The organism is Actinosynnema sp. NPDC023794, assembly GCF_040639675.1.
Lineage (GTDB): Bacteria > Actinomycetota > Actinomycetes > Mycobacteriales > Pseudonocardiaceae > Actinosynnema > Actinosynnema luteola.
Window position 1 is genome coordinate 458,210 of record NZ_JBFAFR010000001.1, and the last position, 17,002, is coordinate 475,211.

11 protein-coding genes are annotated in these 17,002 nt (G+C 70.4%); 7 read left to right on the forward strand and 4 right to left on the reverse strand.

The window, feature by feature from the left end; translation table 11 throughout:
• Window positions 1–84 precede the first annotated feature (84 nt).
• The 4 genes from AB0H12_RS01990 to yjfF all read left to right on the forward strand — a co-directional run bounded on the left by AB0H12_RS01990 (window position 85) and on the right by yjfF (window position 4,717).
• A complete protein-coding gene (locus AB0H12_RS01990) occupies window positions 85–1,068 on the forward strand; it encodes an ABC transporter substrate-binding protein (protein ID WP_499620117.1) in 984 nt (327 codons plus the stop codon).
• 141 nt (window positions 1,069–1,209) lie between these two features.
• Entirely contained in the window at window positions 1,210–2,721 is a 1,512-nt protein-coding gene (locus tag AB0H12_RS01995) for a sugar ABC transporter ATP-binding protein (protein WP_499620789.1), read from the forward strand.
• A complete protein-coding gene (locus AB0H12_RS02000; RefSeq protein ID WP_230572986.1) occupies window positions 2,718–3,695 on the forward strand; it encodes an ABC transporter permease in 978 nt (325 codons plus the stop codon). Before AB0H12_RS01995 ends, AB0H12_RS02000 begins: the two co-directional genes overlap by 4 nt.
• Before the next feature lie 32 nt (window positions 3,696–3,727).
• Complete coding sequence (gene yjfF, locus AB0H12_RS02005; protein WP_499620791.1) at window positions 3,728–4,717, forward strand: galactofuranose ABC transporter, permease protein YjfF; 990 nt, start codon at window positions 3,728–3,730, stop codon at window positions 4,715–4,717.
• A gap of 69 nt (window positions 4,718–4,786) precedes the next feature.
• Here yjfF and AB0H12_RS02010 read toward each other — a convergent pair whose 3' ends face one another.
• Window positions 4,787–7,201 (reverse strand): NB-ARC domain-containing protein, encoded by a 2,415-nt coding sequence (locus tag AB0H12_RS02010; protein ID WP_499620118.1) that lies wholly within the window; start codon window positions 7,199–7,201, stop codon window positions 4,787–4,789.
• 155 nt (window positions 7,202–7,356) lie between these two features.
• On the opposite strand from AB0H12_RS02010, the gene AB0H12_RS02015 reads away from it, so the two are divergent.
• From AB0H12_RS02015 to AB0H12_RS02025, 3 genes are all read left to right on the forward strand, one after another.
• On the forward strand, window positions 7,357–7,530 hold the full coding sequence (locus AB0H12_RS02015) for a hypothetical protein (protein WP_499620119.1): 174 nt from the start codon (window positions 7,357–7,359) through the stop codon (window positions 7,528–7,530).
• 210 nt (window positions 7,531–7,740) lie between these two features.
• The gene (locus AB0H12_RS02020; RefSeq protein WP_499620121.1) at window positions 7,741–11,571 is read left to right on the forward strand and encodes a galactose-binding domain-containing protein; all 3,831 of its coding nucleotides are present in this window, start codon (window positions 7,741–7,743) and stop codon (window positions 11,569–11,571) included.
• A 196-nt stretch (window positions 11,572–11,767) separates the two neighbouring features.
• Window positions 11,768–13,093: an esterase/lipase family protein gene (locus AB0H12_RS02025; RefSeq protein WP_499620122.1), complete on the forward strand. Its 1,326-nt coding sequence runs from the start codon at window positions 11,768–11,770 to the stop codon at window positions 13,091–13,093.
• Window positions 13,094–13,208: 115 nt separating this feature from the next.
• Here AB0H12_RS02025 and AB0H12_RS02030 read toward each other — a convergent pair whose 3' ends face one another.
• From AB0H12_RS02030 to AB0H12_RS02040, 3 genes are all read right to left on the reverse strand, one after another.
• Window positions 13,209–14,147 (reverse strand): pectate lyase family protein, encoded by a 939-nt coding sequence (locus tag AB0H12_RS02030; RefSeq protein WP_499620124.1) that lies wholly within the window; start codon window positions 14,145–14,147, stop codon window positions 13,209–13,211.
• Window positions 14,148–14,230: 83 nt separating this feature from the next.
• Complete coding sequence (locus tag AB0H12_RS02035; RefSeq protein ID WP_499620125.1) at window positions 14,231–15,382, reverse strand: enolase C-terminal domain-like protein; 1,152 nt, start codon at window positions 15,380–15,382, stop codon at window positions 14,231–14,233.
• 329 nt (window positions 15,383–15,711) lie between these two features.
• Window positions 15,712–16,998 (reverse strand): ABC transporter substrate-binding protein, encoded by a 1,287-nt coding sequence (locus AB0H12_RS02040; protein WP_499620127.1) that lies wholly within the window; start codon window positions 16,996–16,998, stop codon window positions 15,712–15,714.
• Window positions 16,999–17,002: the final 4 nt, after the last annotated feature.

The following is a 17,002-nucleotide window of genomic DNA, read 5'->3' on the forward strand; positions in this document are numbered from 1 at the left end:
GCGTTCACTCTTGTGCCCCAGGTGACCACCGTCACGCGGTTCGCCGATCCCGTCAGTGTCTCGGGTTCACACGGAGGAAGACCAGTGTTGAAGAAGATCACGACCGCCGCTGCCGCGGTCCTGTTGGCCGCGTTGACCGCGTGCGGATCCGGTGGGTCCGGGGACGCGGGGTCGACGGGAGCGCCCAAGGGCAACGACGACGGCAAGATCACGATGGGTTTCGCCCAGGTGGGCGCCGAGAGTGGTTGGCGCACCGCGAACACCAAGTCGATCCAGGAGGAGGCCGCGGCGGCCGGGATCGAGTTGAAGTTCTCCGACGCGCAGCAGAAGCAGGAGAACCAGATCAAGGCGATCCGGTCCTACATCCAGCAGAAGGTGGACGTCATCGCCTTCAGCCCGGTGGTGGAGACCGGTTGGGACGCCGTGCTGCTGGAGGCCAAGCGCGCGAACATCCCGGTGATCCTGACCGACCGCGCGGTCGACTCGGACGACACGTCGCTGTACAAGACGTTCCTCGGGTCGGACTTCGTGGAGGAGGGCAAGAAGGCCGGCGAGTGGCTGAAGGCCAACGCGGGCGGCGCGAAGAACGTCGTGGAGCTGCAGGGCACGACCGGCGCGGCGCCGGCGATCGACCGCAAGAAGGGTTTCGAGGACGCCATCGCGGGCACGGACCTGAAGGTCGTGGCCACGCAGACCGGTGACTTCACGCGGTCGGGCGGCAAGCAGGTCATGGAGGCGTTCCTGAAGTCGGTGCCGCAGATCGACGTGGTCTACGCGCACAACGACGACATGGGCCTGGGCGCGATCGAGGCGATCAAGGCCGCGGGCAAGGTGCCGGGCAAGGACATCAAGATCATCACCGTGGACGCGGTGAAGGACGGCATGACCGCGCTGGCCGCCGGTGAGATCAACTTCATCGTCGAGTGCAACCCGCTGCTGGGCAAGCAGCTGATGGAGCTGGCCAAGAAGGTCGTCGCCGGCGAGGAGGTGCCGCCGCGGGTCGTGACCGAGGAGGGCACGTTCACCGTCGAGCAGGCCAAGACCGAGCTGCCCAACCGCAAGTACTGATCCAGACCGCGGGCCCCGCCACCCTCCGGGTGTGGTGGCGGGGCCCGCTCCCGTCGTTCTCGTGTGAGGGTCTTGTCGTGAGGTTCTTGTTGTGAGGGTCCGCGTGAGGGGAGTTGTCCGGTGACCGAACCGGTCGTGGACATGCGGGGCATCTCGGTGGAGTTCCCCGGAGTGAAAGCCTTGCAGGAGGTGGATTTCCGGCTGTTCCCCGGCGAGGTCCACGCGTTGATGGGTGAGAACGGGGCGGGCAAGTCCACGCTCATCAAGGCGTTGACCGGGGTGCACCCGCTCGCGGCGGGCGAGGTCCGCTACGCGGGCGAGCCCGTGTCGTTCCACGCTCCAGCGCAGGCGCAGGCCGCCGGGATCAGCACGGTGTACCAAGAGGTCAACCTGTGCGGGAACCTCACCGTGGCGGAGAACATCCTGCTCGGCCGGGAGCCGCGCAGGTTCGGCCGCATCGACGGCAGGCGGATGCGCGCCCGCGCCGCGGAGCTGCTGGCCCGGATCGGGTTGAGCATCGACCCAGGCTCGGTCCTGGAGAGCCACCCGATCGCCGTGCAGCAGCTCGTCGCGATCGCGCGGGCCGTGGCGGTGGACGCGCGGGTGCTGGTGCTCGACGAGCCGACCTCCAGCCTGGACGCCGACGAGGTCGCGGAGCTGTTCCGGATCATCCGGGTACTGCGCGACGAGGGTGTCGCGGTGCTGTTCGTGACGCACTTCCTGGAGCAGGTCTACGAGATCTCCGACCGGATCACGGTGCTGCGCAACGGCCAGCTGGTCGCCGAGCACTCGACCGCCGCGTTGAGCCGGATCGACCTGGTCTCGGCGATGCTGGGCCGCGAGATGGGCCTGCTGGAGGAGATCGAGCGCCGTTCCGGCACGCCGGGCCAGGCGTTCCTCGTCGCCGAGGGGGTGGGGCGCAAGGGCTCGGTCGCGCCGTTCGACCTGGAGGTCAGGTCCGGTGAGGTGGTCGGCCTGGCCGGGTTGCTCGGCTCGGGCCGCACCGAGGTGGCGCGGTTGCTGTTCGGCGCGGACAAGGCCGACTCGGGCCGGATCCTGGTCAACGGCAAGCCCTTGAAGCTGACCGGGCCGCGGGCGGCGATCGAGGCCGGGATCGCGTTCTCGTCGGAGGACCGCAAGGCCGAGGGGATCGTGGCCGACCTGAGCGTGCGCGACAACCTGATCCTGGCGATGCAGGCCGCGCGCGGCTGGGCTCGGCCCGTGCCGCGCAAGCTCGCCGACGAGCTGGTGGCCAAGTACATCGAGCTGCTCGACATCCGCCCCGCCGACCCGGACCGGGCGGTGGGGAACCTGTCCGGCGGCAACCAGCAGAAGGTGCTGCTGGCGCGGTGGCTGGTGACCGAGCCGAAGCTGTTGATCCTGGACGAGCCGACGCGCGGCATCGACGTGGGCGCGAAGGCGCAGATCCAGAAGGTCGTCGCGGACCTGGCCGCGGAGGGCATGGCCGTGCTGTTCATCTCCGCCGAGTTGGAGGAGGTGGTGCGCGTGTCCGACCGGGTGGTGGTGATGCGCGACCGGCACAAGGTCGCCGAGCTGGACGGCGAGGTGGGCGTGGACGACGTGATGGCCCTCATCGCGGGCGGCGGCGACCACGGTCTGGACACGGAAGTGGAGAAGGCGGTGGCGTCGTGAAGAACCGACTGCTCTGGCCGGTGCTGGCGCTGGTCGCGCTGCTCGTGCTGAACGTGGTGGTGACGCCGTCGTTCTTCTCGCTGCGCCTGCAGGACGGGCACCTGTACGGGAGCCTGATCGACATCCTGCGCAACGGCGCGCCCACGCTGCTGATCGCACTGGGCATGACGCTGGTGATCGCCACCCGCGGCATCGACCTGTCGGTCGGCGCGGTCGCGGCCATCGCGGGCGCGGTGACCTGCACCTACATCGCCTCGGGCGGTGACGCGTGGACCGGCATGGGCCTGGCGCTGGTGCTGTGCGGCGTGCTCGGGCTGTGGAACGGGTTCCTGGTCTCGGTGCTGGGCATCCAGCCGATCATCGCCACCCTGGTGCTGATGACCGCCGGGCGCGGCATCGCGATGCTGATCACCGAGGGCCAGATCGTCACCGTCGACTCGCCGACCTTCCGCGAGGTGGGCGCGGGGTTCGTGGTGCTGCCGATCGCGATCCTGATCAGCCTGGCGGTGCTGGGCCTGGTCGCGCTGGTGACCCGGCGCACGGCGCTGGGGCTGCTGATCGAGTCGGTCGGGGTGAACCCGTCGGCGTCACGGCTGGCCGGCGTGCGCGCGCGCACGATCATCTGGACGGTGTACGTGTTCGCGGCCCTGTGCGCGGCCGTGGCCGGGCTGATGATCAGCTCCAACGTGAGCGCGGCGGACGCCAACAACGCCGGCCTGTGGATCGAGATGGACGCCATCCTGGCCGTCGTCATCGGCGGCACGTCGCTGGCCGGCGGCCGGTACTCGCTGACCGGCACCCTGCTCGGCGCGTTGATCATCCAGACGTTGACCACGACCGTCTACACCATCGGCATCGCACCGGAGATCACGCTGGTCTTCAAGGCGGTCGTGGTGATCGCGGTGTGCCTGGTGCAGGCACCGGTCCGGATCCGGGTTCGTGGGGTTCGTGGGAAGCAAGGAGTGCCCGCGTGAAGCAGCAGACAGTGGTCGTGGAACCGGAATCGGTGGCGGTGCCGGGCGCGCCGGGTCGGTCCCGCGGACGCGTGACCGTGCCCAAGCGGTTCCTGCCGGTGATCGCCACCTTCGTGGTGTTCGTGGCGACCTTCGGCGTCGGCTCGGTGCGGTACGAGGGGTTCGCCTCCGGGCAGGTCATGGCGAACCTGTTCATCGACAACGCCTTCCTGATCGTGCTCGCGGTCGGCATGACCTTCGTGATCCTCACCGGCGGCATCGACCTCTCGGTCGGGTCGGTGGTCGCGCTGTCCACGATGATCGCGGCGGCGGCGTTGCAAGCCGGGTGGCCGGTGTGGCTGGTCGTGCTCACGGTGCTCGCGGCCGGATCCGGGCTCGGACTGGCGATGGGCTGGGTCATCCACCGGTTCGGCGTGCAACCGTTCATCGTCACCCTGGCCGGCATGTTCCTCGCCCGCGGCCTGTGCTTCGTGATCAGCGTCGAGTCCGTGTCGATCAAGGACCCGACGTTCCGCGACCTGGCCACCGGCTCGATCGAACTGCCCGGCGGCGTGACCATCACCTACGGCGTCGTCATCGCGCTGGTGGCGGTGCTCGCGGCGGTCTACGTGCTGCACCTGACCCGATTCGGGCGCACGGTCTACGCCGTGGGCGGCAGCGAGTCGTCCGCGCGCCTGATGGGCCTGGCGACCACACGGGTGAAGATCGGCGTCTACGTGATCAGCGGGTTCTGCTCCGCGCTGGGCGGACTGCTGTTCAGCCTCTACATGCTCTCCGGCTACAGCCTGCACGCGGTCGGCATGGAGCTGGACGCCATCGCCGCCGTGGTCGTCGGCGGCAGCCTGCTGTCCGGCGGGGTCGGGTTCGTGATCGGATCGGTCGTGGGCGTGCTCGTGCTGGGCACCATCCAGACGCTGATCTCGTTCGAGGGCACCCTGTCGTCCTGGTGGACGAAGATCGTGATCGGCGCGCTGCTGCTGGCGTTCATCGCCCTGCAGCGGATCATCGTGCGGCGGACCTAGGTTCCCGCTCGTGCCAACGCGAAGACCCGCCGCCCGTCAGTCCGGGCGGCGGGTCTTCGCGTTGGCGGGTCAGGTGGTCTGCCAGCTCGCGAGCAGGTCTGCGGCTTCCCTCGTCCGCGGGTGGTTGTCGCCCTGCACGGCGGACATCTCCGCCAGCACGGCGCGCAGTTCGTCGACCGCCTCGTCGGTGTGGCCCGCGCGGTGGAGGAGTTGGGCTCGTTGTTGCCTGATCCGCAGTGCGCGGGGGTGCTGGGAGCCGAAGGTCCGCTCCACCGAGTGCCGCAGGGCGGTCAGGTGGTGCAGTGCCTCCGGGTCGCCCGCCACCCCCTGCCAGAACACCAGGTTCGAGCGGTAGGTCAGGGTGGTCGGGTGGGTTTCGCCCAAGGCCCGTTCGGCGTCGGCACTGGCGGTGGCGAATTCGGTAATGGCTCGGGGCAGGTCGCCGGCGACGGCACGCCAGTAGGCCAGGTTGTGGCGCGCGATGAACGTGTCGTGGTGGCCTCGGCCGGCCACGGCCTCCAGACCGTCGACGGCTTCTTGGTAGGTGGCCACGGCGGTGTGCGCGTCCCCCGTCTCGCCGATCCAGCGGCCCAGGCCCAGCACGACGCGCAGCGTCTGCTTGTGGCGCGGGCCCAGTTCCCGGCGCAGGGTGGTGACGAGGTCGTCCGCGGCGTCGCGGGCGGCGGTGAGGTTGCCGGACAGGCCCAGGCACAGGACGCGGTCGTCTTCGGCCATGACGCGGACCGGGTGGGCGGCGGGCAGGCCGCAGGAGTCGATCAGGGAGGTCAGCTCGGCGAGGGCCTGCTCGATGAGGCCGGTCTCCAGGCGGTAGTTGGCCTGGTGGAAGCGGGCCCACAGGGTGTCCTCGTCGGTGAGCCCCAGGGTGTCCTCGGCGGTGGCGCGGATCTCGGTGAAGTGGGCGAGCGCGGTCTGCGGATCGCCGAGGTCCCCGATCGCCTTGGCGACCTGGGTGCGCAGCGCGATGACGTCCCGCGGGTCGGTGGCGTGGGTGAGCAGTGCCGTGGCCACGTCGCGGGCGGCGGCGGGACGCCCGATCTCGGCCAGGTACCGGCCCAGGCGGCGCAGGACGGGGTGCATGCCGCCGGTCCACAGGTGCTCGCCGGCGACGGTCCGGAGCACTTCGGCGTTGCGGTAGAGGGCCGCGGCGGTGTCCGGGTCGGCGGTCGACCACTCGCGTTCGATCGCGTCGGCGGCCGTGACGGCAGGCGTGGCCAGGTCGGGCAGCAGGTCGCGGGCGGCGCGTTGGACGAGGGCGTGCACCTCGACCCGGCCGTGGTGGGTGACGAGGTTCAGCCGGTGCAGCGCCCGCAGTGCCGGGAGGTGGTCGGCGAGCAGTGACTCGGGGATGCCGTCCGAGGCGAGGACTGAGATCAGGCCGAGCGCGTCGACGGCGTCGGCGGCCAGGGTTCCGGCCCGTTCCACGGCCAGTCGGACGGTGCCCGCGACCGTGTCGTGGTGGTCGTCGGCGGGCGAGGTGGGCGGGAACAGGTCGGCCACGCGCTGGCGGCGGTCGGCCAGGAGGTCCAGGTAGGTGGGGACGTCGGTGCCGCTGTCGATGAGGAACGCGGCGGCCTGAGAGAGCGCCAACGGGAAGCGGCCCAGCGCGTCGGCGAGGGTGGCCAGGTCGGCGGGGTCGTGGCGCGGGTCGACGGAGAGGCGGGCCGACAGGTAGGCGGTGGCCTCGTCCGCGGTGAACATGCCGACGGTGACGACCCGCGCGTCCGGGCGTAAGAGGGACGCGTCGCGGCGCTGGGTGGTGATCAGCGTCCGCCCGTCGCCCGCGGGCCAGAGGCCGGCCAACTCCGCCGGGTCGTCCACGTCGTCCATCACCACGAGCCAGGACGTGGTGGTGGAGCGCAGCCAGGCGAGGAACAGGTCGGCTTGGGTCTCCTCGTCGGCGTCGGCGGCCTTGGCCAGTGCGCGCCAGGCGCGGGCGTAGCCGGTGAGCACGGACTGCCTGGTGCGGGCGCCCACCCAGACCAGCACGTCGGCGCGGGCGCGGTGGAACGCGGCGGTGGCCAGTTGGGACTTGCCGACACCGCCCGGTCCCGTGAGGAGGACCTGGCGGACGTCGGGCGCCCGCAGCGCGGCGTCGATCGCGTCGGCCAGGTCCGGGCGGTCGCGCAACGCCGCCGCGTCGCTCGGCGGCCGACCGACGACCAGCCGTCCCGACTTCGGCGTGGCGCGGCGGTCCCGGTGGGCGGCACGCCAGAGGTCGCGCAGCTCGGTCGGCTTCGGCACGCCGCCGGTCGCCATGGCCACCGCCAGCACCACGTCGAAGTCCCGGGGCACGGACTGGCCGCCGACCCACTCCCCCAGCCGCCGGGCGTTCACGGCCACGCGACGGCCGGACGGCAGCACGACCGCGCTCGCGCGCCGGGCCACCGCCTCGTCGGACACGTCGGGCAGCCGTTCGCGCAACCGCGCCAGCGCCTGCGCGAACGCCGCTTTCGGGTCGCTCACCGCCACCTCCAGATGATCACGCAGTCTAGATCCCCGCAACGGCCCGGAACGGGGACCTGGGCACGGCTTCCCACCTGTGTGAACCCGTTGCGGGCCGCGCGGCGCGGCCGGCCGCGTGGCTGGCTTGCGGCCGAAGTCGAGCGGAAGGAGCGGACGTGGCGCGACAGGACGGGAACGGTGCGGTGGTGTGGAGGGTGCTGCTGCTGCTCGGCGTGCTGCTGAACGGCATCGGCCTGGTGGCCGGGCTGCCGTTGCTGCCGCTGGTCGGCGCACCGCTCGCGATCGCGGGGCTGATCGGCCTGCTCGCCGCCCGGCGCAAGGCGTCCTGACACAGGACGTCGGACACGACGAAGGCCGCCCCCACGCCACAGGGGGCGGCCTTCGTCGTGTTGGTGCGGATGGCCTACTCGGGCGCCCGACCGTTGACTTTCCCGCCGGGGCTCTGCAACGCTGCGATCCGGTTACGCAAGAAATTGACAACTACGCGGAACTTTCTAACAAGATGCCGGAACAGCCCTAAGAGAAGGGCCAGCACGACCATGTCAACGACGACACGCGCCCGCTCGCGCCTTGCCGCCTCACTGCTCGCACTGAGCCTCACGGCGTTCACCCTGAGCCCCCCTGCCGCTCAGGCCGCGCCCTCGGCCGGGGTGCTCGACCTCGGCAGACCGACCCGCATCGACCAGGTCCGCCTGTCGTTGCCGGACGACGACGCCACGTTCTCCGTCCAGACCAGCCTCGACGGCAAGGGGTTCGCCACCCTGGTGCCGTCCGCGCCACGCCACGGCGAGGACCAGGCGTTCGACTTCGACCCCACGCTGGTGCGCTACGTGCGCGTGGACGGCGCGCAGGTCCGCGACATCGACGTCCGCCGGGCCGCCGACGTCACCGCCGAGCTCGCCGCCACGTACAGCGCGAGCAGCCACAACGACGTCTACCAGGCGTCCAACGCCGGTGACGGCAACCAGGCCACCTACTGGGAGAGCGCCAACAACGCGTTCCCGCAGTGGCTGCGCGCCGACCTCGGCGCGGCGGTCAAGGTCGACCGGGTCGTGCTCAAGCTGCCGGCGGCGGGCTGGGGCGCGCGCACCCAGACGTTGGCCGTGCAGCACAGCACCGACGGCCAGAACTTCGGCGACCTCGTCCCGTCGGCGCCGCACGCGTTCAACCCGGCCTCGAACAACGCGGTGACGATCCAGTTCACCGCGACCACCACGCGGTTCGTGCGGCTGCTGATCACCGGCAACACCGCGTGGCCCGCCGGTCAGGTCGCGGAGTTCGAGCTGCACGGGCCGACCACCGGCGACACGCAGGCGCCGTCCGCGCCGACGAACCTCGCCCACACCTCGCCGCAGTCCGGGCAGATCAGGCTGACGTGGTCGGCGTCCACCGACAACACCGGCGTCACCGGCTACGACGTCTACGCCAACGGCGCGCTGCGCACGAGCCTGCCGGGCACGGTGCTGACCTACACCGACTCCCAGCCGGACGGGGTGGCGGTCACCTACCACGTGATCGCCAAGGACGCGGCGGGCAACCAGTCGCCGCCCAGCAACTCCGTCACCCGGCCCGGCTCGCCCGGCTCCGGCGCGAACCTGGCCAAGGGCAGGCCGATCACGTCCTCCTCCCACGTGTTCGACTTCGTGGCCACGAACGCCAACGACGACGACGTGAACACGTACTGGGAAGGCGCGACCTACCCGAACGCGCTGACCACGCAGCTCGGCTCGAACTCCGACCTCAGCTCGGTCGTGCTGAAGCTCAACCCGGCGTCGGCGTGGGGCGCCCGCACGCAGAACATCCAGGTGCTGGGCCGCGAGCAGAGCGCCTCGGGCTTCACGACCCTGGTGTCCGCGCGCGACTACGCGTTCAACCCGGCGTCCGGCAACACGGTCACCATCCCGCTGTCCGCACGGGTCGCGGACGTGCAGCTGCGCATCACGTCCAACACCGGCGCGCCCGGCGGCCAGGTAGCCGAGTTCCAGGTGTTCGGCGTGGCCGCGCCCAACCCCGACCTGACCGTGAGCGCGACGTCGTTCACCCCGACGAGCCCGGTCGAGACGAACCCGATCACCCTGTCCGCGACCGTGCGGAACGCGGGCACGGCGGCGTCCGGCGCGACCGACGTGACGTTCTTCCTCGGCGACGACGCCGTCGGCACGGCCCAGGTCGGCGCGCTCGCGGCGGGCGCGTCGGCGACCGTCGCCGCGAACATCGGCCCGCGCGGCTCCGGCTCCTACGCCTACACCGCGAAGGTCGACGAGACGAAGAAGGTCGTCGAGCAGAACGAGGCCAACAACGCCCGCCTGCACCCGAGCGCCCTGGTCGTCACACCCGTGCCCAGCTCGGACCTGGTCGGCGCGCTGAGCTGGTCGCCGAACAACCCGGCCAACGGCCAGAGCACCACGTTCACCGTCGTGCTGCGCAACGAGGGCTCGATCGCCACCGCGAGCGGCGCGCACGGCGTCACGCTCACGCTCCTCAACGCCACCACAGGCGCGACCGTGCGCACGTTCACCGGCGGCCACACCGGCGCGATCCAGCCGGGCCAGTCGGCCGCGCCGATCACGCTGGGCTCCTGGGCCGCCGTCAACGGCAAGTACACGCTGCGCACCGAAGTCGCGGTGGACGCCAACGAGATCGCCGCGCGGCAGGCGAACAACCTGACCTCGCAGTCACTGTTCATCGGCCGCGGCGCGAACGTGCCGTGGCAGCACGTCGAGGCCGAGGACGCCGTCACCGCGGGCGGCGCGCAGAAGATCGGCCCGAACCGCACCATCGGCGACCTCGCCGGCGAGGCGTCCGGCCGGCGCGCGGTGACGCTCACCAGCACCGGCTCGTCGGTCGAGTTCACCACCGGCGGGCCGACCAACACCCTCGTCACCCGCTTCTCCATCCCGGACGCCGCGGGCGGCGGCGGCATCGGCGCCACGCTGAACGTGTACGTCAACGGGTCGTTCCACAAGGCGATCGACCTGCACTCGCGGCACATCTGGCTCTACGGCAACGAGGCCTCACCGGGCAACTCGCCGGGCGCGGGCGGGCCGCGGCACATCTACGACGAGGCGAACGTGATGCTCAACGGCACGTTCCCGGCGGGCACGAAGATCAAGCTGCAGAAGGACGCGGCCAACACCACCAACTACGCCATCGACTTCGTGAACTTCGAGCACGCGGTGGCGCGGGCCAACCCCGACCCGGCCCGGTACGTCACGCCGACCGGGTTCGGCCACCAGGACGTGCAGAACGCGCTGGACCGGTTCCGCATGGACACCAGCGGCACCCTGCTCGGCGTGTACCTGCCGGCCGGCACGTACACCACCTCGCAGAAGTTCCAGGTGTACGGCAAGCCGGTGCGGGTGATCGGCGCGGGGCCGTGGTTCACCAAGTTCGTCGTGCCGACCACGCAGGAGAACACCGACGCGGGCTTCCGGGCCGAGCAGTCGGTGAACGGCTCGACGTTCAGCGGGTTCGCGTTCTTCGGCAACTACACCTCCCGCATCGACGGCCCGGGCAAGGTGTTCGACTTCTCGAACGTCTCCAACATCACCATCGAGGACATCTGGGCCGAGCACATGGTGTGCCTCTACTGGGGCGCGAACACCGACTTCATGACCATCAAGGACTCGCGGATCCGCAACATGTTCGCCGACGGCGTCAACATGACCAACGGCAGCACGGACAACCGGGTGGCCAACATCGAGGCGCGCTCGACCGGTGACGACAGCTTCGCGCTGTTCTCCGCGATCGACGCCGGCGGGGCGGACGAGAAGAACAACGTGTACGAGAACCTGTCGTCGTTGACGACCTGGCGCGCGGCCGGGTTGGCGGTGTACGGCGGCTTCCTGAACACGTTCCGCAACATCTACATCGCCGACACGTTGACCTACTCGGGTGTCACGATCAGCTCGCTGGACTTCGGCTACCCGATGAACGGCTTCGGCCCGGAGCCGACGACGTTCAGCGGGATCACGCTGGTGCGCACGGGCGGGCACTTCTGGAACGGGCAGACGTTCCCGGGGATCTGGATGTTCTCGGCGTCGAAGCCGTTCCGGGGCATCAGGGTCGACGACGTCGACATCATCGACCCGACGTACTCCGGGATCATGTTCCAGACCAAGTACAACGGGACGACGCCGGAGAACCCGATCCAGGACACCGTCCTGACGAACATCTCGATCTCCGGGGCCCGGTTGAGCGGCGACCAGTTCGAGCACAAGTCCGGTATCGGCCTGTGGGCCAACGAGATGCCGGAGGCCGGCCAGGGGCCCGCGGTCGGCTCGGTGACCTTCAGCAACCTGCGGTTCAGCAACAACAACGAGGACATCCGCAACCGGACCTCGACGTTCACCATCAAGATCAACCCGTAGTCCGCTCCAGTCGAGGCGCCGGCCCCGTCCCCCTGGGGCGGCGCCTCGCGCGCGTTGTGCGCCCGGCTCGTCCGGACACCGTCGAGCGGGTCCTTGTAATGGCACGGCGCTCGCCATCGATCTCGACTGTGACGTCCGGTGACCGCTCGCGCCGCCGGGCGGGGGTTTGTCCTGCTCGGCTGGGTGAGGGGCGACGGTGACGGACGTGGTGAGGGTGTCGGCGCCCGAGGCGCCGGTGCTGGACGTGGTGTTCCTGCACGGGCTGGGTGGGAACGCCCGGACGACGTGGTCGGCGGGCGAGGCGTTCTGGCCGGGTTGGCTGGGCGCGGACGTGCCAGGGGTCGGGGTGTGGTCGGTGGGGTACGACGCGTCGCCGTCGGGGTGGTTGGGGCGGGCGATGCCGATCCAGGACCGCGCGGTGAACGTGCTGGCGCGGTTGCAGAACGAGGGCGTCGGCGAGCGTCCGCTGGTGTTCGTGACCCACAGCATGGGCGGGCTGCTCGCCAAGCAGGTGCTGCTGCACGCGGAGGGCAGTCCCGCGTACCGGTCGTTCGCGGAGGCCGCCCGGGGCGTGGTGTTCCTGGCCACCCCGCACACCGGCGCCGACATGGCCGGCTACCTCAAGCGGTTGGGGCTCGGACTGCGCCTGACCGCGGCGGTGGCGGACCTGGAGCCCAACAGCGCCTACCTGCGGGACCTGAACGTGCGGTACCGCGACTGGGCGCACCGGTCCGGCGCGCGGAACCTGGTGTTCTTCGAAGCGCACACGACCCGGGGCGTGCGGATCGTGGACGCGGGGTCGGCCGACCCCGGCCTGGTCGGCGCGGGGCCGATCCCGGTGGACGCCGACCACTTCGCGATCTGCAAGCCGGCCGACCGGGACGCCCTCGTCTACGGCCAGGTCCGGCGATTCCTCGCCGGGATCCGCGACGCCCTGCCCGCCGATGCCCCGACCCGGGAGAGCACGCCCACGCCTTCGACGCCGACGCCGGACGAACCCGCGGCGAGTGCCGTCTACACGTCGAAGCAGATCGCCGGGCGCGTGGGCGACCTGCTACGGCAATTCGATCGCGACCAGCGGCGGTTCCACGTCGACTCGGCCGCGAGGGCCGCGGCGCACCGCTTCGCCATTCCCGAACTCGACCCCGACGAGAAGATCATCGGTTTGGTCGACTGCTGGGAGTCCACGGTGCAGGACTGGTTCAACGGGGTCAAGCCGAACTCCTTCTACCTGTTCACCGACACCGCCCTCCACTACAGCGGCTACCTGCACACGAGCAAGGGGTACTACCGCGGCGAGGAGATCGTGCGGATCCGGCTGCCCTACGCGCGGATGGGCGAGTTCAGCTTCACCCACCGGAGCGCCGGGGCGCCTTCGGTAAGAAGACCCCCGTCGAACTGGATCGAGATGACCTCGGCGAGCGGAACGACGAGGTTGATCCTCTTCGGCTGGAGCGCGAAGGAGTACCGGAGAGTGGCGAACCTGCTGCAGAACATCTCCGACTTCGTCTCGGGGCGGTGACCGCCGACCGACGTCGCACCGGTTCGCCCAGCCGCCCGGTCACGCGCGGGAGGCGGCCCCTGGCGGGGAGAGTCGCCAGGGGCCGCCGATCCGACACCGGTCGCGAGCCGAAGGCTCAGCCGACCTTGCCCACGCCCGCGCCGCTGGTCACGACGGACTTCACGCCGGAGCAGGAGTCGAGCACGTAGCCGTACGGGATCGCCTTGACGGAGCCGCCCTGCTGGCCCGAACCCGAGTTCACCATGTGGTTGTTGCGGGCCACGAGGTTCGCGGCGGGCGAGGAGCCCTCGCCGCGGTGGAACGGGTCCTCGGTGTTCTCGAAGTAGTTGCACTCCACGAGCACACCGGCTTCCATCGTGGAAGCGACGCCGTACGACGTCACGCCACCGTAGTAGTTGTTGTAGACGTGCACCGGGTTGCCGAAGCGGACCCGCGGGTGGCGCTGGTTGGTGCCGTCGAACCAGTTGTGGTGGTAGCTGACGCGCAGCTTGCCGCGGTCCTCGCTGCCGTTGCCGTCGTCGTGGCCGAGCAGCATGGACTTGTCGTGGTCGCTGATCTTGTTCCACGACACCGTCACGCAGTCGGACGCGCGCTTGATGTCGATCGCGCCGTCGTTGCCGTTGCGCAGGCTGTTGTGGTCGATCCAGACCCTGGTCGAGTACTGGACGTTGATCGCGTCGTCGGACCAGTCCCTGAAGTTCAGGTTCCGGATGATGACGTTGGACGCGTTGGCGACGTTCAGCCCGTGCCCGGCGATGGTGGCGCCCGAGCCGACCCCGATGACCGTCTTGTTCGACGCGACCTTGGTCATGCTGGACAGCGTGATGGTGCCCGAGACCCGGATGGTCTGAGTGGTGGTCGACTTGGCCGCGTTGATGAACGACGTCGCGTCGCTCACGGTCACCGTGCCTCCACCGGAACCACCGGTGGTGCCACCGCACTGCGTACCCCAACCCTCCAGGTTGAAGTGGGCGGCGCCGGCCGAGGGCGCCATGATCACGGACGCGGCCAGGGCCGACACCGCGAGCAGCGCGCGGGAGATCTTGCGGGACATGCGGTTTCCTCCATACGACTGTGGATGAAAAGGGAACCGGCGGCGGGATTGCACGTGGCGGCGACCGAAGGCCTACACCGGACTCACCACCTCTCCACGGTGTGCTTGCGGATGTGCTCGACGTCGAACTCGTCACCGAGACCGGGAGAGGACGTCAGGGTGACGTGCCCGTCCGCGTCGAGCGGGTCGGCCATCGCGAGCCGGTGCGGCGGCACGCGGTCGAAGTCGTGCAACGGGTGCAGCAGGCCGCGCTCGTACCAGCGGCCATTGTCCGTGCCGCCGAGCACGGCCAGGCTCGCCGAGCCGTCGCCGTGGATCTCGCAGTCCACGTTGAACGCCTCGGCCAGGTGCAGCGCCTTCACCGTCGGCGAGATGCCGCCGACGTCGGTGGGGCCCGCGCGCAGGATGTCGCACGCGCCGGAGGTGATCCACTCGGCACGGGTCAGGTGCTTGCCCCACGCCACTTCCGGGCCGATCACCGGGATGGACAGCTGCTCGGCCAGCCACCGGTAGGAGCTGATCGACGCCTCCTCCATCGGCTCCTCGAACCAGTAGAAGTCCAGCTCCTCCAACGCCCGGCCCAGGGCCAGCGCCTCGGTGCGCGAGTACCAGTGGTTGGCGTCGAGCATCAGCTCGACACCGGGCCCGACGGCCTCCCGCACCGCCTCGCACGCCGCGATGTCCGCGCGCACGCTGGGCGCGCCGGGCACCGGCGGCATCCACGTGTGCAGCTTGATCGCCCGGTAGCCGCGCTCCACCAACTGCTTCGCGAACGACGCGTAGTCGCCGGGCGTGCTCAACCCGCCGGGGATCTCGTCGCCGCACATGGTGCTGGCGTAGGCCGGGACGCGGGACCGGGCGCCGCCGAGCAGCTTCCACACCGGCTGCCCGACCTTCTTGCCCACCAGGTCCCACAACGCGGTGTCGACGTAGCCGAGCGCCCGGTCGGTGAACCGGCCGTGGGAGCCGCGCTGCTTGCGCGCCATCTTGCGCCACAGCCCTTCCCGGTCCCACGGGTCCGCGCCGATCAGCACGGGCTTCACGATCGAGTCGAGCACGGCGGGGCGCACCTGGTCGGGGTGCACCTGGACGCGTCCGACGACGCCGTCGGAGTCGGTGATCTCGAGCAGCGCCTCGCGGACCTCGTGCTCGGCGCTCGGGTGGCGGTGCCCGTGCGGGTCCACCGCCGTCCACGCGGTCGTCGTGAACACCGACACCTCGACGCGCTCGATCACCGCGACCTCCGCAGGCTGTCGCGGCCTTCGGCGTGACGACCGGTCTCGACCGGGTGGGACGGAGCCCTGTTCATGACATCCCCTCGCTCAGGTGATCAGTGTGCGAACGGCGTGCCGGTGCCGCGGTCGGCCCGATTCCGGGCGGGCGGCCACGGTGACGCGCACGTTCGGCCGCGGGCGCCACACCCGCTGCGCCGCGGCGGAGGACACGCCGGTCGCCGCGGGCGGAGCTGACGTGAGCCGGCACGTGTCCCTGCCCTCCGCGGTCGGTGGTGGATCCTGGAGCCCTCCCCGCCGGCGGGAATCGCCTCCCGCCGGCGGGGAAGGAGTCACTTGCGGTCTTCCCACTCCTTCTGCGCCTCGGTGAGCTTCTTCGCCATGTCGTCCAGGAACTGCTGGCCGGTCAGCTCGCCGAGGAGCACCTTCTGGTACTGGGGCTCGCTGTCGGTCTTGGTGATGGACGAGTACTGCGGCAGGTAGACCGGCGCGGGCACGAGGACCGTGGCCGGGTCTTCCAGCACGCCGAGCGCCATCTTCACGTGGGCCGCGGAGTCGATCCACGCCGCGCTGCGCACGTCGGTGTTGGCGGGGATCTGGCCGACCTTCTCGTTCCAGTAGCTGTTGGACTCGGCCGAGGTGAGGAACTCGGCGAACTTCCAGGCCGCGTCCTGCTTCTCGCTGTTCTTGAACACCGCGAAGCCGTCGGTCGGGTTGGGCACGACGGTCCGCTTGCCGCTGGGGCCGACCGGCAGCGGCATCGCGGCGACCTTGTCGCCCAACGCCTTGGTGACGTCGCTGTAGGAGCCGAGGTTGTGGTGCATCATCGCCACCGAGCCGCCGGTGAACTGGGCGATCATCTGGGTGAAGTTGTTGTTGACGTCGGCCTCGGGGGTGGCCTTCTTGTACAGGTCGGCGACCTTGTCGACGAGTTCGGCGTTCGCCGGGTCGTTGAGGGTGCTCTTGCCGTCCTTGAAGAAGCTGTCCACGCCGGAGTACGCGTAGGCCTCGGTGATCAGCTGGAACACGGAGCCCGCGCCGCCGCGGATGGTGTAGCCGTACTTGTTCGCGCCCGTGTCGGTGAGCTTGGTGGCCGTGGTGATGAACTCGTCCCAGGTCTTCGGCGCCTCCAGGCCCGCGTCCTTGAACCAGTCCGTGCGGTACCAGACGATGTCCATGTTGGCCGAGGACGGGACGAGGTACAGCTTGCCGTCCGGCGCGGTCTGGCGGACGGTCTCGACGAGCGACGGGAGCAGCTTGTCCTTCAGCGGACCGCTGTTGATGCGGTCGTCGAGGGGCGCCAGCGCCTCCTGACCGACCAGGTGCGCGAGGTACGACGTGGTCACGCCGCCGACGTCGGGCGTCTCGCCGCCCGCGATGGCGGTGTCGTACTTCTGCTGCACCGACGCGCTGGGGATGCCGACGTACTCGACCTTGATGGTCGGGTTCGCCTTCTCGAAGCGCGAGATCAGCTCCTTGTAGATCGGCTCGCGGGCAGGCCCGCCGTTGTTGTCCCAGAACGTGATGGTGACGTTCCCGTCGGCGCCCGCACCTCCCTCGGACGAGCAGGCGGACAGCGCCAGGGCAGCGGCGGCCACGGCGACCAGCAGTTTTCTCATGATG